Source organism: Microvirga terrae, assembly GCF_013307435.2.
In the GTDB taxonomy this organism is placed as follows: Bacteria; Pseudomonadota; Alphaproteobacteria; order Rhizobiales; family Beijerinckiaceae; genus Microvirga; species Microvirga terrae.
In genome coordinates this window covers 753,021-769,470 of sequence record NZ_CP102845.1, presented here as the reverse complement: position 1 = coordinate 769,470, position 16,450 = coordinate 753,021, and the positions used below count along the sequence as shown (strand labels likewise).

Here is a 16,450-nt window from a genome sequence, read left to right as displayed (position 1 = left end):
GTCTCTCGTTATCGCGCAACCCGCAAACAACATGGGCCCTCATGACAGGGCCTCGGCATTCTGAAGGGAAGAGGGCAGAGAATTCGAGCGGGCGAGCCCGCTCTCATTCTGCAGCCAGGCCGCCAATGCAGCCACGCCCTTGAGCCAGGAGATCGGCTGTTTCAGGCCGAGCTCCCGAGTGGCGAGGCGGGTATCCGAGACGTAGTAGCGCTGGTCTCCGGCACGCCAATCGGCGTAGATCGTCTCAACCGGGCGACCGATGACATCCTCGATGTGAGTGATGAGCTGACGCAGACTGATCGCGTTCGCCGTGCCTCCGCCGAGATTGAAAGCCCGCCCTTGAACCGCATCGCTCCGCTTCCACGCCGAGGCGTAAGCGGCAACTGCATCGGAGACATCGAGCACGTCACGAACCTGGCAGCCGTCGCCATAAATCGTGATGGGTTCGCCTTGAAGAGCGCGGATCAGGAAATGGGCAACCCATCCCTGATCCTCCGTTCCCATCTGCCTCTGCCCGTAGATGCAGCTCATGCGCATAACGCAGGTCGGAATTCCAAAGGAGCGCGCATAATCCAGCACATACTGATCCGCCGCTCCCTTCGAGCACCCATACGGTGTATGGAAGTCGAGAGGCCGGCTTTCGCCGATTCCTGCATCCCGGACCGCAGGGCTACGCGGCTTGTAGGCGTCGTTCGTCTTCTCCAACTCCACATCGGCAAGGTCCCCATAGACCTTGTTCGTTGACGCGAAGATCAACGGCACCCGATCGCCGCGTTGCCTGAGCGCATCAAGCACGTTCAGGGTTCCGCGAATATTGATTTCGAAGTCCGCGCGAGGGTCCGTCAGGCTGGTCGTCACGGCAACCTGGGCGGCCATGTGGAACACGGCCTGAGCATCGCGTGCCGCCTCGGCGACGGATGTCTCGTCGCGGATGTCGCCGATCACGCTTGAGATCCTGCTCGGGTGCCGCTTTTTAAGCCATTCGAGATTACGTTCGACGCCGGGCCGAGCCAGAGCGTCGTAGATCAGAACATCGTGTCCCTCAGTGGCGAAATTGTCGGCAAGATTGGATCCGATAAAGCCGGCGCCGCCTGTCACCAGAATGGGACGGCGGCGAAGGACGGCCGGTGCGGCAGCCGATGTGTCTGATGCTTTCATGCCACCAGGCCCCGGGCTTCAAGCTCCTTGCGAGCTTCATTGACGAGATCCTTGGCTTCCTGTTTGGCGACCCATTCGGCGAGCTCCGCCAAGCCCTCGGCGAAGTCTTTCCTGGGCCTGTAGCCAAGCTCCTGCTGGATCCGACTGATATCGGCGATGCAGTGACGGATATCGCCGATACGCGCCTTGCCGGCGATCTCCGGCGCCATAGGCCGGTTCATCGCTTCGGACAGAAGCTGCGCGACCTCCGAGACAGTACGATCCTGTCCGCTTCCGACATTGTAGACTCCGCCTGGAGCCTTCTCATGCTCCAGGGCCAGAACGAAAGCCTGTGCCACATCTTCGACGTGAACGAAGTCCCGGCGCTGCTGACCGTCCTCGAAGATCATTGGAGGCTGACCGTTGTGGAGCCGCGACGCAAAGATGGCGAGAACCCCGGTATAGGGGTTGGACAGGGCCTGCCCAGGCCCGTAGGCATTCCATAGCCGGAGAGCCACACCCTCCATGCCGTAGGCCGGACACAGGGTCAGCGTCAGGCGTTCCTGGACATATTTCGACAGCGCGTAAACCGAAGCCAATGCAGGTTTCTTCCATTCGGGTGTCGGCACCGGAATGAGAGGCCGCCCCTGCTCATCGAGGGGATCCCAGGGGTCGTTCTCGCCTGCGCGCGGCTTGCGGACGACATCCTCGTGAATTCGTCCATCGGCATCGCGATAGAGACCTTCGCCATAGATGCTCATGGAGGACGCGACCACGACCCGCTTCACCGGATTGTCGATGAGCTGCTGGAACAGCACGGCTGTGCCGTAATCGTTCACGGAGACATAACGGTCGACCGCATACATGCTCTGACCGACGCCAACCTCGGCCGCAAGATGGACGACCTTCGTGACCCCTTTGAGCGCCCGCAGAAGCGCCGCCTCGTCGCGGATGTCTCCGACAACGACCTCCACATCCGGATCGAGCCCATCGGCCTGGGTTCTGTCGCCATGGACCTGCTCGATGAGGCTGTCGAGCACACGAACCTTGTGACCACGGTCAAGGCACGCCCGCGCAACGTATCGTCCAATGAAACCTGCACCACCGGTAATAAGGATCGTATCCGTCACGAGATGTCTCCAGATCAGTTTCTGGCCGAGCCGCCGATGAGTCAGACAAGAGACGGCAGCCCCATCCTAAGCTGGAATGAGGACGCAGAACCTCCACACATTCCGGCTTAGGATAGAGCTTCGCAGCAGACCTCGACAAACGAGGGCTGCACCATACATTTCCAACTCAAGCTTGACTTTGCTCTCAGGAAACTCCGCCGCTTCATCTTTGTTCCTGGCCAATCGGATAGTTTGGGCGCTCGGCCATCAAGACAAGAGTCACATGCGACAGGAATCCGGGCGGAACAACGAACCTTCTTCAAACGTTGGAGGCCAAGCTTAGGAGAAGGCCCAGGTCGGATGCCTGTGGCCGCATATGTGCTTTCGCCTGACGAGAGAGCATCCGACCGGCCATACATGGGAGATCCGTCATGAGTTCGAGGAAGGTCCGCGTCGGCATCGTGGGCGTCGGTAATTGCGCCTCGTCCTTCGTGCAGGGGCTCTCCTACTACAAGGATGCGAACGGCAACGAGCCCGTACCCGGCCTGATGAACGTAGAGCTTGGCGGATACCATATCAGAGACGTCGAAGTGTCAGCGGCCTTCGACGTGAACGCCTCGAAAGTCGGTCGCGACGTATCCGAGGCCATATTCGCACAGCCTAACAATACGCAGCGGTTCGCGTCCGTTCCACAGAGCGGGATCATCGTCCATCGAGGCAGGACGCTGGACGGGCTCGGCAAATATTTGCGCGACACGATCGAAGAATCCTCTCACGATGAAACCGACGTCACTGCGATCCTGCGCGAGTCCAAGACCGATGTTCTCGTGTCCTACTTGCCCGTGGGTTCGCAGAAGGCCACCGAGTGGTACGCTGAGCGGGCGCTCGAAGCAGGGTGTGCCTTTGTGAATTGCATCCCGGTCTTCATCGCCTCGAACCCCGAATGGCGCAAACGGTTCGAGGAACGCGGTCTCCCCATCATCGGTGACGACATCAAGAGCCAGGTCGGCGCCACGATCGTCCATCGCATGCTCGCCAATCTCTTCCGGGAGCGCGGGGTGCGTCTCGACCGCACCTATCAGCTCAATTTCGGCGGCAACACCGACTTCCAGAACATGCTGGAGCGCGAGCGTCTCGAGTCAAAGAAAATCTCGAAGACGCAGGCCGTCTCGAGCCAGCTCGACGTTCCACTCCCGGCAGGCGACATCCATGTGGGGCCGAGCGATCACGTGCCCTGGCTCACCGACCGGAAATGGGCTTACATCCGCCTCGAGGGAACGAGCTTCGGCGGCGTTCCGCTCAACATGGAGGTGAAGCTCGAGGTCTGGGATTCTCCGAATTCGGCCGGCATCGTGATCGATGCCGTGCGCTGCGCAAAGCTTGCCATGGACCGTCAGATCGGAGGCGCTCTCACGGGTCCGTCGAGCTATTTCATGAAGTCGCCGCCGCAGCAATTCACCGACAACGAGGCCCGCGACAGAACCCTCCGCTTCATCAGCGGCGACGGCGATTAGGACCGGGAGGCCGCGGTGACCACCACGTTCTTCCTCGTCCGCCATGCCGCCCACGATCGGGTCGGCACCGTTCTGTGCGGGCGCATGCCGGACGTGAAGCTCGGGTCGGTCGGGAAAGGCCAGGCGGAGCGCCTGGCGCAGCATCTTGCGAGGAACGATGTGGCCTGCATCTGCACAGGTCCTCTTGAGCGTGCTCTGGAAACGGCCCAGCCCATCGCATCGGGCCTAGGACAGAGGCTTCACGTTCGTGATGCCATCACCGAAATCGATTTCGGTCGTTGGACCGGCATGAGCTTCGATGCGCTGGGCCAGGATCCGCTCTGGTCGTCCTGGAACCGCTCGCGCAGCACCAGCCGCCCTCCTGAAGGAGAGACGATGCTGGAAGCGCAAACGCGCATTGTCGGCGCCATGGAACAACTGCGCAGCCTTCATCCAGGTCGATCGGTCATTCTCGTGAGCCATGGCGATGTGATCAAGGCCGCCCTCCTCTACCACCTCGGCATGCCGATCGATGCCTATGACCGGATCGACGTGGAACCTGCTTCGATCTCCACTCTGGTCGTGGGCGACTGGGGCTCCAAGGTTCTACGCCTGAACGAGGTGGCGGCCCCATGAAACTCGTCGTCTTCGGTCTGACCATTTCGTCGTCCTGGGGCAACGGCCACGCGACCCTGTGGCGCGGCCTGTGCCGAGCGCTTGCGCAACGAGGGCACAGGGTCGTGTTCTTCGAGAAGGACGTGCCCTATTACGCCACGAATCGGGACTTCGTCGAAATCCCCGGCGGCGATCTCATCCTCTATCGGGATTGGAGCGACGTTCGCCGTCGGGCCGAGGAAGAGCTGAGAGACGCGGACGTGGCCATGGTCACGTCCTACTGCCCGGACGGCATTGTTGCGGGAGATCTCGTACTGGCGGCGCGCGCAACCCGCGTGTTCTATGATCTCGATACGCCGGTGACGTTCTCGCGTCTCGATGCGGGCGAGCCGATCAGCTACATCGGTCGGGATGGTCTCGCGGGCTTCGATCTGGCTCTGAGCTATACCGGGGGCCGGGCTCTCCAGAGGTTGAAGACGGAACTCGGCGCACAACGTGTCGCGCCGCTCTACGGCCATGTGGATCCGGACGTGCACCGTCCCGTGCAACGGGTCCAGCATTACGGTTCGGATCTGTCCTACCTCGGCACCTATGCGGCGGACCGCCAGGATGTCCTTCAGAACCTGTTCATCGACCCGGCTGCCCGCCGCCCGGACCGGCGCTTCCTGATCGGAGGGGCACAATACCCCGACGACTTCCCCTGGCAGCCCAACATTCATTTCGTAAGACACCTTCCCCCGCCGGAACATCCCGCGTTCTTCTCGTCCTCGCGCCTCACGCTCAACATCACCCGGCGAGCCATGGCCGAGATGGGCTGGTGTCCATCCGGGCGGCTCTTCGAGGCCGCGGCCTGCGGGGCGCCCATTCTTTCGGACAATTGGGAGGGTCTCGACAGCTTCTTCGAGCCTGGCAGGGAGATTTTGATCGTCGGCGATCCAGAGGATGTCGTCGCCGCGCTCGACCTGACGGACGCCGAATTGCATCGAATTGCCAAGGCAGGGCGGGACAGGGTGCTGGAAGAGCATACGTCAGAGCACAGGGTCCGGGAGCTTGAGATCCTGCTTGGCGGCTCCACATCCCTTTCGCGCTCAACCGGCGGCCCAGCCGCCATGATGGAGGCGTGACCATGTGGGGAATCGTGCCCGCGGCCGGGACAGGCAGCCGCATCCAGCCCCTGGCGTTCTCGAAGGAGCTCCTGCCCGTCGGAAGCCGGCTCGACAATGGCATCGAGCGCCCCTGCGCCGTGAGCGAGTACCTTGTCGAGCGCATGATCCATGGCGGAGCGAACAAGATCTGCTTCGTGATTTCCCCGGGCAAATCCGACATCATGGAGTATTATGGAGCAAGCTATGGCAGCGCCTCCATGGCCTATGTGGTTCAACCGCAGGCGAGTGGATTGTGCGATGCGATCTTCCAGGCCACGCCGCTCATTCCCTCGGACGAAAGCGTGATCGTCGGCTTGCCCGACACGGTCTGGTTTCCCGAGAAGGCACTGGCGGAACTGCCGGACGACGTTCTCTCGTTTCTGCTCTTTCCCGTCGACAATCCGGACGTTTTCGACGCGGTTATCCTGGACGAGGCGAAGCGCGTCCAGGAGATCCAGGTGAAGCGGAGCGATGCCGGGTCACGCTGGATCTGGGGGGCTTTCAAGATGCCCGGGCATCTCCTGAAAGCATTGCACGAGCTCTGGATTTCCCGCGATCGCCAGGATGAGTATTTCGGCACGCTGGTGAATGCCTATCTGGCTCAAGGAGGCGCGGCTGTCGGCGTGCAGGCCGGTGAATCCTATGTGGATGTGGGGACCCTGCACGGCTATCGGGCCGCCATCGGTTTGCTGAGCGAGGCTGCCCAGCACGACACAATCACGGGCGCCCGTGTGGCCCTGGGCTGGCCGGCGGGTCGCCTGCCGCGGGGACTTCACGACTTGAACAGGGAGTAGTCGCTACGATGAATGCCATCGATCCCACGCCGCCGGATGAGATCCGCCGGAAAGCCGAAGCGCTCGGGCCATGGTTTCACAATATCGAGCTGAAGGGTGGCGTCTGGACCGCGCCTGACCACTTCCTCGGCAATTACCCGGCCGTGAAATGGCAGCAATTCGCGGACGCGATCCCGCAGGATCTCACCGGTAAAACCGTGCTCGACATCGGCTGCAACGGCGGCTTCTACTCCATGGAGATGAAGAAGCGGGGCGCGGAGCGCGTGCTCGGCATCGATTTCGACGACACTTATCTCGCCCAGGCCCGGTTCGCCGCCCAGACCATGGGCCACGACATCGAATTCCGCAAGGTTTCGGTCTACGACCTCGGCCAGCTCGGGGAGCGCTTCGATGTGGTGCTCTTCATGGGCGTGCTCTATCATCTGCGCCACCCGTTGTTGGCCCTCGACCTGATCCACGAGCACGTCGCCCGGGATCTTCTCGTGTTTCAGTCGATGCAGCGCGGATCCGCGGAGGTCATGCCGGTCGCGGAGAACTATACCTTCTGGCAGACGGATCACTTCGATGATCCGCGCTACCCGAAAATGCACTTCATCGAGCATCGCTATGCCGATGATCCGACCAACTGGTGGGCCCCGAACGCCGCCTGCGTCGAAGCCATGCTCCGCAGCGCCGGGTTCGAGATCATCCAGCACCCTGAAATCGAAGTTTATATCTGCCGCCGTGTCGACGCTCCGCCCGGTGCGGGCGCCGTCTATCCGGCCCAAGGGAGACAAGCATGATCGAAGCCGCGATGATCTGGAACGAGCCCAACAACAAGTCCCATTGGGATCCGGAGATCGACCCGGATTGGAAGCTCTTCTCCGATATGGCGATCGTCGCAGGTCAGGCGATCAGGGCCGAGAATCCCAACCTGCCCCGCGTGCTCGGCGGCATCTCGCCGATCGATCCCGGCTTCATCAAGAAGCTGGAAGGCCATGGCGCCCTGGACCAGATCGACGTTGTGGCCGTGCACGGATTCCCGCTTGATTGGAACCTGTGGCAGATCCACGATTGGCCCGCGAAGATCGACGAGATCCGGGCCGTCACGGACAAGCCCATCTGGGTGAGCGAGGTCGGCATTTCGACCTTCGGCGCCGAGGAGGTTCAGGCCTGGGGCTTGAACCGCACGGCGGAACTTCTGATCGGCAAGGTGCCGAAAATCCATTGGTACAGCCTCTACGACCTCCCTCGATCCTGGGAGGCCACGACGCGCCACAGGGAAGCGGAAGGCTCGTCATACTACCGTCACTTCTACATGGGCCTTCTGCGCGAAGACGGCACGCCGAAGCCCGCTCTCGAGGAATTCGCAAAATATACGCCGCAGATGGGCCTGTGCCAGTGGTTCCATTACGAGGACCATCGCCTCGACGATGCGGTGGCCTGCATGAAGCGGCTGGGCGTGAAGTATCTGCGCACGGGCCTGTCCTGGGCGGACAGCTTCCGTCCGAATGCGCTCGACTGGTTCGACCGGCAGATGGAGGCGCTGGCGGATTTCGACGTGACCGTGACGTTCTGCTTCACGCCCGAGCATCGCGGGATCGCTCCGCACCACACGAGCGCACCGCAGGTGAAGGAGGAGTTCGCGGAGTTCTGCGCCAGCATGATCCGCCGCTATGCGCCCTCGGGCCAGACCGCTCAACCGAGCAAGGTGCTGGAGGCTCTCTGACGCGGGATGCGTCTCAAGGAGCTGACACTCCTCACGTCATGGCCGGGCTTGCCCCGGCCATGACGCTTGCGTGAAGCGCCTTGCCCTTTCGATCGGGATCACCGGAACAGGGCCGGTGAGACAATGAGGAGGGAACGGCGCACCTCTTCGTCTGATGGGCGTTAACGCCCGTAAATCGAGTCGAGCACCCGTGCGACCTCGACCAGCTGCTCCGCTGCTGGGTCGAACCGCTCGCCCGCGGCCAGGCGGGAGGCCCAATCCGCAGCAGCGCGGCCACCCCACTCGTCGGGCGGCGTCGTCAATGTCTCACGGGATGTGCCGCGATAGCGCTCCGCCGTGAAATCGTAGAACGACCCATTCACATTGCGCAGCGACACACCCCCTTGCGTGCCATAGAGCGTGGCCGAGATCATCGCGTCGCATCCGGCCTGGAGCCGCCAGGAGCAGGCGAGCTGCACCACGGCGCCCGTGTCCAGCGTCACCGTCGCGACGGCATAATCCTCGACCTGTGACGCGGGATCCTGGAGCGGCGCGCCGCCAGCGAAGAGCTTGCCCGTCACGCCTGCGACCCCGGGGCTGTTGAGGGTCCACAAGGCGAGATCGACCAGATGAACGCCGAGATCCATCACGCAGCCGCCGCCCGACTGCACCGGATCGTAGAACCATGGCTTGTCGGGGCCGTAAGCGTTGTGGAACACGAGATCGACAGCATAGATGTGTCCCAGCTCACCCGTGTCGATGACCTCGCGAATGCGCCGCATGCCCTCCGTGAACCGGTACGAGAGATCGACGCCCAAGAGCCGATCGGACCGGCGCGCGGTATCGACCACGGCCTGCACCTCCGCGGCCGTGCGTCCGAGAGGTTTTTGGCAGAAAACCGCGACGCCGCGTTCCAGGGCCCGGATCGACTGGTCGGCATGCATGGCGCTCGGGGTTGCGATCACCACGCCATCGACGCCGATGTCGAGAATGTCGTCGAGCGTCGCCACCCGCTTCGCATCGGGCGCGAGCCGGCCGGCCTCCGCGGCCGTCTCGGGGGACGGATCGGCGATGGCCGCGACATCGACCATGCCGGTGCCGAGGATGGCCTGCATGCGGTGCCGCCCGATCCAGCCGACGCCGAGAAAGCCGAGGCGCGGGCGCACCAGTGAGGGTTCGGAAGTTGTTTCAACCACGGCCTGCTGCACCATCAGTATGTCACCAGGGCCTTGAGGAAACCGTCCGGCCGGTCGCGCGTGGCATCGAGCGCCTCGCCGAGCCGGTCCAACGGGTAAGTATGGGTATAGAGGGTGCTCGGGTCCAGACGTCCGGATGCGATCATGTCCATGGCCTCGCGCATGCCCTGAACATAGACCCTGGAATCGCGCTCATGGGCGTTGATCACGTCGATGCCGCGCCAGTTCCAGAGCCACATGTTGACCTGTCGCGGCCCGTCCTGATGATATCCGGCGACGATGAGCTTTCCCCGCTCTCGCGTCAGCTCGCCTGCAAGATCGAGAGGCCATTGCTTGCCCACCGCCTCGATCACCCGATCGCAGAATGCGCCGCCGGTCAGTTCCTTAACGCGGTCGATGATCGCATGGTGGTCCTCCATCGGGATCGTCTCGGCTGCGCCCATGCGACGGGCGAGATCGAGCGAGAACGGCCGCCTCGAGATGGCGATGACGCGGGCGCCGGCATCGGAGGCGAGCTTGGTGAGAATGGCGCCGAGAAAGCCGATCCCGATGATCGCGACTGTCTGCCCGGCCTCGATCTCGCTGCGTCGAAAGATGTTCATGGCGCAGCCGAGCGGCTCGCCAGGGAACGGTCGTCCTGCAAGAGCGTCCGGCAGGGGAATGACCGCGTCGGCCGCGGCCAGATCGTATTCGGCATAGGATTGATAGGAGAGCGCCGCGACCCGGTCGCCGACGGACAGACCCTCGACCCCCTCGCCGACGGCGTCGACAAAACCCCAGGCTTCGTGCCCGAGCGCGCCCGGCTCCGTGGGGTACTGCATCCATTCCGGTCCTGCCCAGGGCGTCAGGTTCGAGGCGCACACGCCGCACCCCTCCAGGCGCAGCCGCACCTGCCCGGGGCCCGGCTCGGGAAGGGCGACCGCCTGGATCTGGATCTGCCCGGGCCCGGTCAGGACGGCCGCCCGCATGGCGTGCCCGGACGCCGTCGACCGATCCGTCTCATTGGCGGAAATGTCGCTGCTCGCACCGTTCTCGTTCAGCAAGTTTGTGCCTCCACCCTGTAGCCCGAGCAACTAGGCATGGGGCAGGAGACGTCAAGGCTTGGCTGTTTACGCAGGATGCGGCGGGGGCGTGACGATGCTGGTGGCTTATTCGGCGTTCCGGCCAGCGATGTCGGCGACGTACCGCGTGCGCGCGGCGCTGTCGGGCTCCAGGCCCTGTTCCCGGCACCATGCTGCAAATGCGTCAGGCTCGACCGTCACCCGTATGATCTGGAGACCGGCCTGACGACCGACATTCTCGTTGTTCTCGGCCGCTGCGAGCCAAGCGTCGTAGCTGGGTGCGAGGTTGTGCGGGTCGACGATCATCTCGCGGATGCGGGAATAATCCTCGCGGATGTACCAGGGCAATCCGATCCGACGGGGCGGAGCATCCGTCATTCATGGGTCTCCAAACGACCGGCACCGGGCCCGGCCGATCGCCGGGCTCGGCGCCGCAGCTTTCCTTCAGCTCAGCAAGTAGAACACCGCAGGAGCCGCCGTGAGCAGTCCTGCTGTCGTGAACAGCATGAGCCGATGATCGGGATTGGCGATCCGGTGGACCTTCCGCGCCGTGGTTCCGGCTTCCATGCTCCAACCGTTCATGCAGGAGCAGAGAAGGCGATGGGAGGCGCTCTCGGACAGCTCGAAGAACTCCATGGCATCCCCAAGCGTATCGCCCCTCAGCCCGGCTGCCCGGAGGATCGGATCCTCGAACGCCACCGTAATGGGGGATTCGTCGGATCTCAACTCCGGCCGCTTGTCCTTGGGGACGAACTCGATCTCGCCGAGAGACCGCAAGCGCCGTTTCGGCTGGCGCTCCAACACTTCGGCCCAACGCTCGAGGCGTTCGCGCCGCGACAGGAAACCTTGGCTCAACTCATGCACTTCAGCGACGCTACGCAGCTTCTCTACAGGCTTGTGTTCCATAGGTATTCTCCTGCAAGGGAGCCGACCCTCGAAACCAGGGCCGAGCCCAGGGGATCCTATGATCGCGTGAGTCCCTGGCTTTTTTGCGTCAAAGGGGCGCATCGCACGGAAAAGTAGGCCCGATTTTGCGCGCACGACGATCTCGCTCCTTCACGCGAGAGGCATCGGTTCACCCGCGACATGGGAGTCGCTGTCGAGCCCGATGCAGGCCTTCAGAAGAGCGTTTCGTGCGGGTGGGCGACGTGCTCCTGGAAGATCGCTCCGGTCGCCGGCTCCACCTCCTTCAGGACAACCGCATAACCCCACAGATTGGCCACCATCTGGAGAACCCGTTGAGCGTCGTCCTTGTGCAGCAGGGTGCGATTGAGCACGTGATGGTGCAGGATCAGGCGCCGGTCGCCGGCGAGGTCCACGTCCACCACCTGGATGTCGGGATCGCTCCACCCGACGTCGTAGTGGCGCGACAGGGAGCGCCGCAGGCGCCGGTAGCCGCGTTCGTCGTGGATCGCCTCGATCATGAGCTCCGGCCGGTCCGGATCGTCGACGAGGTGGAACATGCGCCATCGCCGGATCAGATGCGGGCTCAGAAACTGCGAGATGAAGCTCTCGTCGCGGTAATTGGCCCACACGTCACGCAGCACCGCCATGGCGTCACCGCCGCCGGCGATGTCGGGGAACCATTCCCGGTCCTCCGCCGTCGGCTTCGTGCAGATGCGCTCGATGTCCTGCATCATGCCGAATCCGAGCGCATACGGGTTGATGCCGCCGTAATGCGGATCGTCGAATTCCGGCTGCCGCGTGACGTTGGTGTGCGACTGCAGGAATTCGAGGAAGGCGCCGTCGCTGATCTGCCCGGTCTCGTGCAGCCGGGTCATGATGCGGTAATGGCAATAGGTGGCGCAGCCCTCGTTCATCACCTTCGTCTGGCGCTGCGGATAGAAGTACTGCGCGATCTGGCGGACGATGCGCAGGATCTCGCGTTGCCAGGGCTGGAGGCGCGGGGCCGACTTTTCCAGGAAGTAGAGGAGGTTCTCCTGCGGCAGCTCGAGAAGGGCGCGCCGGCGCTCCTCGCTCAGCTGGGGCTTTGCGGCGGCGCCCTTCGTCGGCACCGTGCGCCACAGATCGTTGAAGGTCTGCTCCTGATGCAGCTGGCGCTCGCGCTCCCGACGCTCCTCCGAGCGCAGGTCGGGGCGTTTCTTGCGCGGATAACGATGAACCCCATGCGACATCAGCGCGTGGGCGGCATCGAGGATGCGCTCCACGGCCGCATGGCCGTAGCGCTCCTCGCAGCGCGTGATGTAGCCTTTGGCAAACTCGAGATAATCCAGGATGCCGTCCGCGTCGGTCCATTCCTTGAACAGGTAGTTGTTCTTGAAGAAGTGGTTGTGCCCGAAGGCCGCGTGGGCGATGACGAGGGTCTGCATCGTGGCCGAGTTCTCCTCCATGATGTAGGAGATGCACGGGTTCGAGTTGATGACGATCTCGTAGGCCAGGCCCATGAGGCCCTGGCGGTAGCTCGATTCATGGAGGGCGAAGCGCTTGCCGAAGGACCAGTGCTTGTAGAACAGGGGCATGCCGATGGACGCATAGGCGCCGAGCATCTGCTCGGCGGTGATCACCTCGATCTGGTTGGGATAGACGTCGAGCCCAAGCTCGCCGACCCCGATGGCCTCGACCGCGTCATGGATGCGCTGGATGGTTCCGAAATCCCAGTCCGCCCCGTGGAAGAGCAGAGTGTCGTGCTCGACTACGCTCATGGCACCTTTGCTCCAGCGTCCGCATCCCGCCGGCGGAAGAGTTCGCGGAAGACGGGGTAGATCTCACGACGGTGGTTCACCTTGCGCATGGCGAGGTTGGCCCCCTGCTCCTGGAGCGTCTCGTAGGTCTGCCACAGGGAGGTCTTGTGGTTGATGAACCCGGTCTGCATGCGGTCGCTGTCGCTGCCGACCTCGAGATAGGCATAATACTGGCAGACGGGCAGGATCACCTCGCGCAGCATGGCCGCGCTGGTGGTGCCGTCGTTCGGCGAATTGTCGCCGTCGGAGGCCTGGGCCGCATAGATGTTCCACGCATCCGGCGAGTAACGCTCCTCGACGATCCGCTGCATCTCGCGCAGGGCCGAGGATACCACCGTTCCGCCGGTCTCGGGGCTGTTGAAGAAGGTTTCCTCGTCCACCTCCTTGGCCTCGTGGGTGTGGCGGATGAAGACGATCTCCACGTGCTTGTAGCGCCGCGTCAGGAAGATGTAGAGCAGCATGTAGAAGCGCTTCGCCAGATCCTTCATGTGCTCGGTCATGGAGCCGGACACGTCCATGAGGCAGAACATCACCGCCTGCGCGACGGGCTTGGCCACGGGTTCGAAGCGGCGATAGCGCAGATCGATCGGGTCGATATAGGGGAAGCGCCGGCTGCGCAGCTGGAGCAGTTCCAGTTCCTGGCGCAGGGCGGTCAGTCGCTCGGACGGTCCTTCCCGCTCCTCCAGGCGGTCGATCTCCTCCTGGAGGCGAAGCAGATCCTGGGATTTCGGCCGCCGCATGGCGATGCGGCGCGACAGGGCATTGCGCATGGAGCGCAGCAACGCGAGGTTCACGGGCGAGCCGGTGACGGTGTAGCCCGCCCGGCGCATCCCCTGCGTCTCCACGGTGGCGACCCGCCTCTTGGCGAGGTCGGGCAGTTCCAGGTCGTCGAGGAACAGGTCGAGGAACTCGTCGCGGGTCAGGACGAAGCGGAAATCGTCCTCGCCCTCGCCATTGTCGCCCCCGGCCGCGCTGCCGCCCCCGCCCGGCGGGCGTTCGACGGTATCGCCTTCCACGAAGCGCTTGTTGCCCGGAAGGATGTGATCGTGCACGCCCCCCTCGCCGGACCGTCGGAAGCTGGGCTCGCGAACACCATCGGCCGGGATCGAGACCTCCCCTCCCCGTTCGAGATCGGTGATATCCCGATCGCCTGCGGTCTGACGGACGGCCCGCTGGATCTGCGCCTTGGCTCGGCGAAGAAAACGTTGGCGGTTGGCCAGACTCTTGCCCCCTGGGTTGAGGCGCCGGTCGATGATGTACATAGGAACGCCTGATCTGCCTCCGTCTTCTGTCAGCCCGCCTGCTTCACACGCATGTACCATTCCACCAGACGCCGTACCTGACGCTCGGTGTAGCCGCGGTCCATCATCCGTGCGACGAACTCGCCGTGCTTCTTTTCGGTCTCGCTGTCCTTCTTGGAGCCGAAGCTGATCACAGGCAGCAATTCCTCGACCTGCGAGAACATGCGGCGCTCGATCACGTCGCGGATCTTCTCGTAGCTGGTCCAGGACGGGTTGCGGCCATGATTGCCGGCCCGGGCCCGGAGCGAGAACTTCACCACCTCGTTGCGGAAGTCCTTCGGATTGGCGATGCCCGCTGGCTTCTCGATCTTGGTCAGCTCCTGGTTCAGGAGTTCCCGGTTGAGGAGCTGGCCGGTATCGGGATCCTTGAAGTCCTGATCTTCGATCCATGCATCGGCATAGGCCACGTAGCGGTCGAACAGGTTCTGACCGTAATCGTGATAGGATTCGAGATAGGCCTTCTGGATCTCGTGACCGATGAAATCGGCGTAGCGCGGCGCCAGCTCGGCCTTGATGAACTCCAGATAGCGTCGCTCCACGTCCTGGGGCAGCTGCTCGCGCCTCAGGGACTGCTCGAGCACGTACATGAGATGCACCGGATCGGCCGCGACCTCGATGGTGTCGTGGTTGAAGGTGGCCGACAGGACCTTGAAGGCAAAGCGAGTCGAGATGCCGTCCATGCCCTCGTCGACACCGGCCGAGTCCCGGTATTCCTGCAGGCTTCGCGCGCGGGGATCCACCTCGCGCAGGCTCTCGCCGTCATAGACCCGCATCTTGGAGTAGAAGTTCGAGTTCTCGTGCGCCCGCAGCCGCGAGAGGACCGAGAACCGCGCCAGCATCTCCAGCGTGGCGGGAGCGCAGGGCGCGCCGGCCAGCTCCGAGGTGCGGATCAGCTTATCGTAGATCTTCTGCTCCTCCGTGACCCTCAGGCAATACGGCACCTTGATCACGTAGATGCGGTCGATGAAGGCCTCGTTGTTCTTGTTGGTCCGGAAGGTCTGCCATTCCGCCTCGTTGGAATGCGCCAGGATGATGCCGCTGAACGGGATGGATCCGATATTCTCGGTGCCGACATAATTCCCCTCCTGGGTAGCCGTCAGCAGGGGGTGCAGCATCTTGATCGGCGCCTTGAACATCTCGACGAATTCGAGAATGCCCTGGTTGGCGCGGTTGAGGCCGCCGGAATAGCTGTAGGCGTCGGGATCGGCTTGGGACAAGGTCTCCAGCTTGCGGATATCGACCTTGCCGACGAGGGACGAGATGTCCTGATTGTTCTCGTCGCCCGGCTCCGTCTTGGCGATGGCGATCTGCCTCATGCGGGACGGGTTGATCTTGACCACGCGGAACTTGGAGATGTCGCCCTTGAACTCGTCGAGACGTTTGATGGCCCAGGGGCTGAGCAGATTGGTCAGGCGCCGGCGGGGAATGCCGTAGCGTTCCTCCAGCATGGGTCCCATCTGCTCCGCGTCGAAGAGACCGAGCGGGCTCTCGAAGACGGGGCTGATCTCGTCGCCCGCCTTGAGGACATAGATAGGATTGACCTCCATCAGGGATTTCAGGCGCTCGGCCAGGGAGGACTTACCGCCGCCGACGGGCCCGAGCAGGTAGAGGATCTGCTTGCGCTCCTCCAGGCCTTGAGCGGCGTGGCGGAAGAAGCTCACGATCATCTCGATCGTCTCTTCCATGCCGTAGAATTCGGAGAAGGCCGGATACACCCGGATCGTGCGGTTCATGAAGATGCGGCCGAGGCGTGCATCCTTTGACGTATCGACAAGCTGGGGCTCGCCGATCGCTGCCAGGATGCGCTCGGGAGCGCTCGCATACATCATGGGATCGTTGCGGCACCCTTCCAGGTAGTCCGCCAGGGACATCTCCGCCTCGCGGCGGGTTTCATAGGTCTTCAAGAAACTCGAGAACAGGTCGTCGGAATGAAGCATGGCGCCACCGAAATCCAATCCCTCTCAGAGACAACTATTGTGCACCGCTAAGGTTGCCCAGACCATGCGATACTATGATGCGGCCAAGATGATGCGGCGTACTCCTTTTGTCGTGGCGGAGAAAAAGCAGGTCGCGACAGGCTCGATCGTGTTCGGGATGACCCGCGCGCCTTGAAAATATGCCCGCCCTCAGCAGCTAGCCTCGCGGATTGCGGGCGGGACAGCAAGTTAAAGTTTCTCACTGCCCCCTGAAATCCACTGTGCCGCATTGCC

At 63.1% G+C, this 16,450-nt stretch carries 15 protein-coding genes; 6 read left to right on the top strand and 9 right to left on the bottom strand.

Annotated elements, in window-relative coordinates:
* Positions 1-39: 39 nt before the first annotated feature.
* Positions 40-1,158, bottom strand: coding sequence for an NAD-dependent epimerase/dehydratase family protein (locus HPT29_RS03590; RefSeq protein ID WP_173950028.1), 1,119 nt, complete (start codon positions 1,156-1,158; stop codon positions 40-42).
* The gene (locus tag HPT29_RS03585; protein ID WP_173950027.1) at positions 1,155-2,267 is read right to left on the bottom strand and encodes an NAD-dependent epimerase/dehydratase family protein; all 1,113 of its coding nucleotides are present in this window, start codon (positions 2,265-2,267) and stop codon (positions 1,155-1,157) included. The genes HPT29_RS03590 and HPT29_RS03585 overlap by 4 nt, the downstream gene beginning before the upstream one ends.
* Before the next feature lie 410 nt (positions 2,268-2,677).
* Between HPT29_RS03585 and HPT29_RS03580 the strand changes: the two genes are divergently transcribed.
* The 6 genes from HPT29_RS03580 to HPT29_RS03555 are packed head-to-tail and all read left to right on the top strand — an operon-like array spanning position 2,678 to position 8,001.
* The gene (locus HPT29_RS03580; protein ID WP_173950026.1) at positions 2,678-3,760 is read left to right on the top strand and encodes an inositol-3-phosphate synthase; all 1,083 of its coding nucleotides are present in this window, start codon (positions 2,678-2,680) and stop codon (positions 3,758-3,760) included.
* A gap of 15 nt (positions 3,761-3,775) precedes the next feature.
* Entirely contained in the window at positions 3,776-4,375 is a 600-nt protein-coding gene (locus HPT29_RS03575) for a histidine phosphatase family protein (RefSeq protein WP_173950025.1), read from the top strand.
* Positions 4,372-5,478: a CgeB family protein gene (locus HPT29_RS03570; protein ID WP_173950024.1), complete on the top strand. Its 1,107-nt coding sequence runs from the start codon at positions 4,372-4,374 to the stop codon at positions 5,476-5,478. Before HPT29_RS03575 ends, HPT29_RS03570 begins: the two co-directional genes overlap by 4 nt.
* Before the next feature lie 2 nt (positions 5,479-5,480).
* The gene (locus HPT29_RS03565) at positions 5,481-6,293 is read left to right on the top strand and encodes a sugar phosphate nucleotidyltransferase (protein WP_173950023.1); all 813 of its coding nucleotides are present in this window, start codon (positions 5,481-5,483) and stop codon (positions 6,291-6,293) included.
* A gap of 8 nt (positions 6,294-6,301) precedes the next feature.
* Positions 6,302-7,075 carry a TIGR04290 family methyltransferase gene (locus tag HPT29_RS03560; protein ID WP_173950022.1) on the top strand — a complete coding sequence of 258 codons (774 nt, stop codon included), beginning with the start codon at positions 6,302-6,304 and terminating at the stop codon, positions 7,073-7,075.
* Positions 7,072-8,001 (top strand): glycoside hydrolase 5 family protein, encoded by a 930-nt coding sequence (locus HPT29_RS03555; protein ID WP_173950021.1) that lies wholly within the window; start codon positions 7,072-7,074, stop codon positions 7,999-8,001. The genes HPT29_RS03560 and HPT29_RS03555 overlap by 4 nt, the downstream gene beginning before the upstream one ends.
* A gap of 161 nt (positions 8,002-8,162) precedes the next feature.
* On the opposite strand, the gene HPT29_RS03550 is transcribed toward HPT29_RS03555, so the two are convergent.
* From HPT29_RS03550 to HPT29_RS03520, 7 genes are all read right to left on the bottom strand, one after another.
* Entirely contained in the window at positions 8,163-9,191 is a 1,029-nt protein-coding gene (locus HPT29_RS03550) for a Gfo/Idh/MocA family protein (RefSeq protein ID WP_173950020.1), read from the bottom strand.
* Positions 9,191-10,144: an MDR/zinc-dependent alcohol dehydrogenase-like family protein gene (locus HPT29_RS03545; protein ID WP_173950215.1), complete on the bottom strand. Its 954-nt coding sequence runs from the start codon at positions 10,142-10,144 to the stop codon at positions 9,191-9,193. The genes HPT29_RS03550 and HPT29_RS03545 overlap by 1 nt, the downstream gene beginning before the upstream one ends.
* Before the next feature lie 180 nt (positions 10,145-10,324).
* Positions 10,325-10,615, bottom strand: a complete 291-nt coding sequence (locus HPT29_RS03540; RefSeq protein ID WP_173950019.1) for a DUF8829 domain-containing protein — start codon at positions 10,613-10,615, stop codon at positions 10,325-10,327.
* Between the two features lie 66 nt (positions 10,616-10,681).
* Complete coding sequence (locus HPT29_RS03535) at positions 10,682-11,143, bottom strand: hypothetical protein (RefSeq protein ID WP_173950018.1); 462 nt, start codon at positions 11,141-11,143, stop codon at positions 10,682-10,684.
* Between the two features lie 212 nt (positions 11,144-11,355).
* Positions 11,356-12,900 carry a SpoVR family protein gene (locus tag HPT29_RS03530; protein ID WP_173950017.1) on the bottom strand — a complete coding sequence of 515 codons (1,545 nt, stop codon included), beginning with the start codon at positions 12,898-12,900 and terminating at the stop codon, positions 11,356-11,358.
* On the bottom strand, positions 12,897-14,201 hold the full coding sequence (locus tag HPT29_RS03525; protein WP_173950016.1) for a YeaH/YhbH family protein: 1,305 nt from the start codon (positions 14,199-14,201) through the stop codon (positions 12,897-12,899). Before HPT29_RS03525 ends, HPT29_RS03530 begins: the two co-directional genes overlap by 4 nt.
* 29 nt (positions 14,202-14,230) lie before the next feature.
* Positions 14,231-16,177, bottom strand: coding sequence for a PrkA family serine protein kinase (locus tag HPT29_RS03520; protein ID WP_173950015.1), 1,947 nt, complete (start codon positions 16,175-16,177; stop codon positions 14,231-14,233).
* Positions 16,178-16,450: the final 273 nt, after the last annotated feature.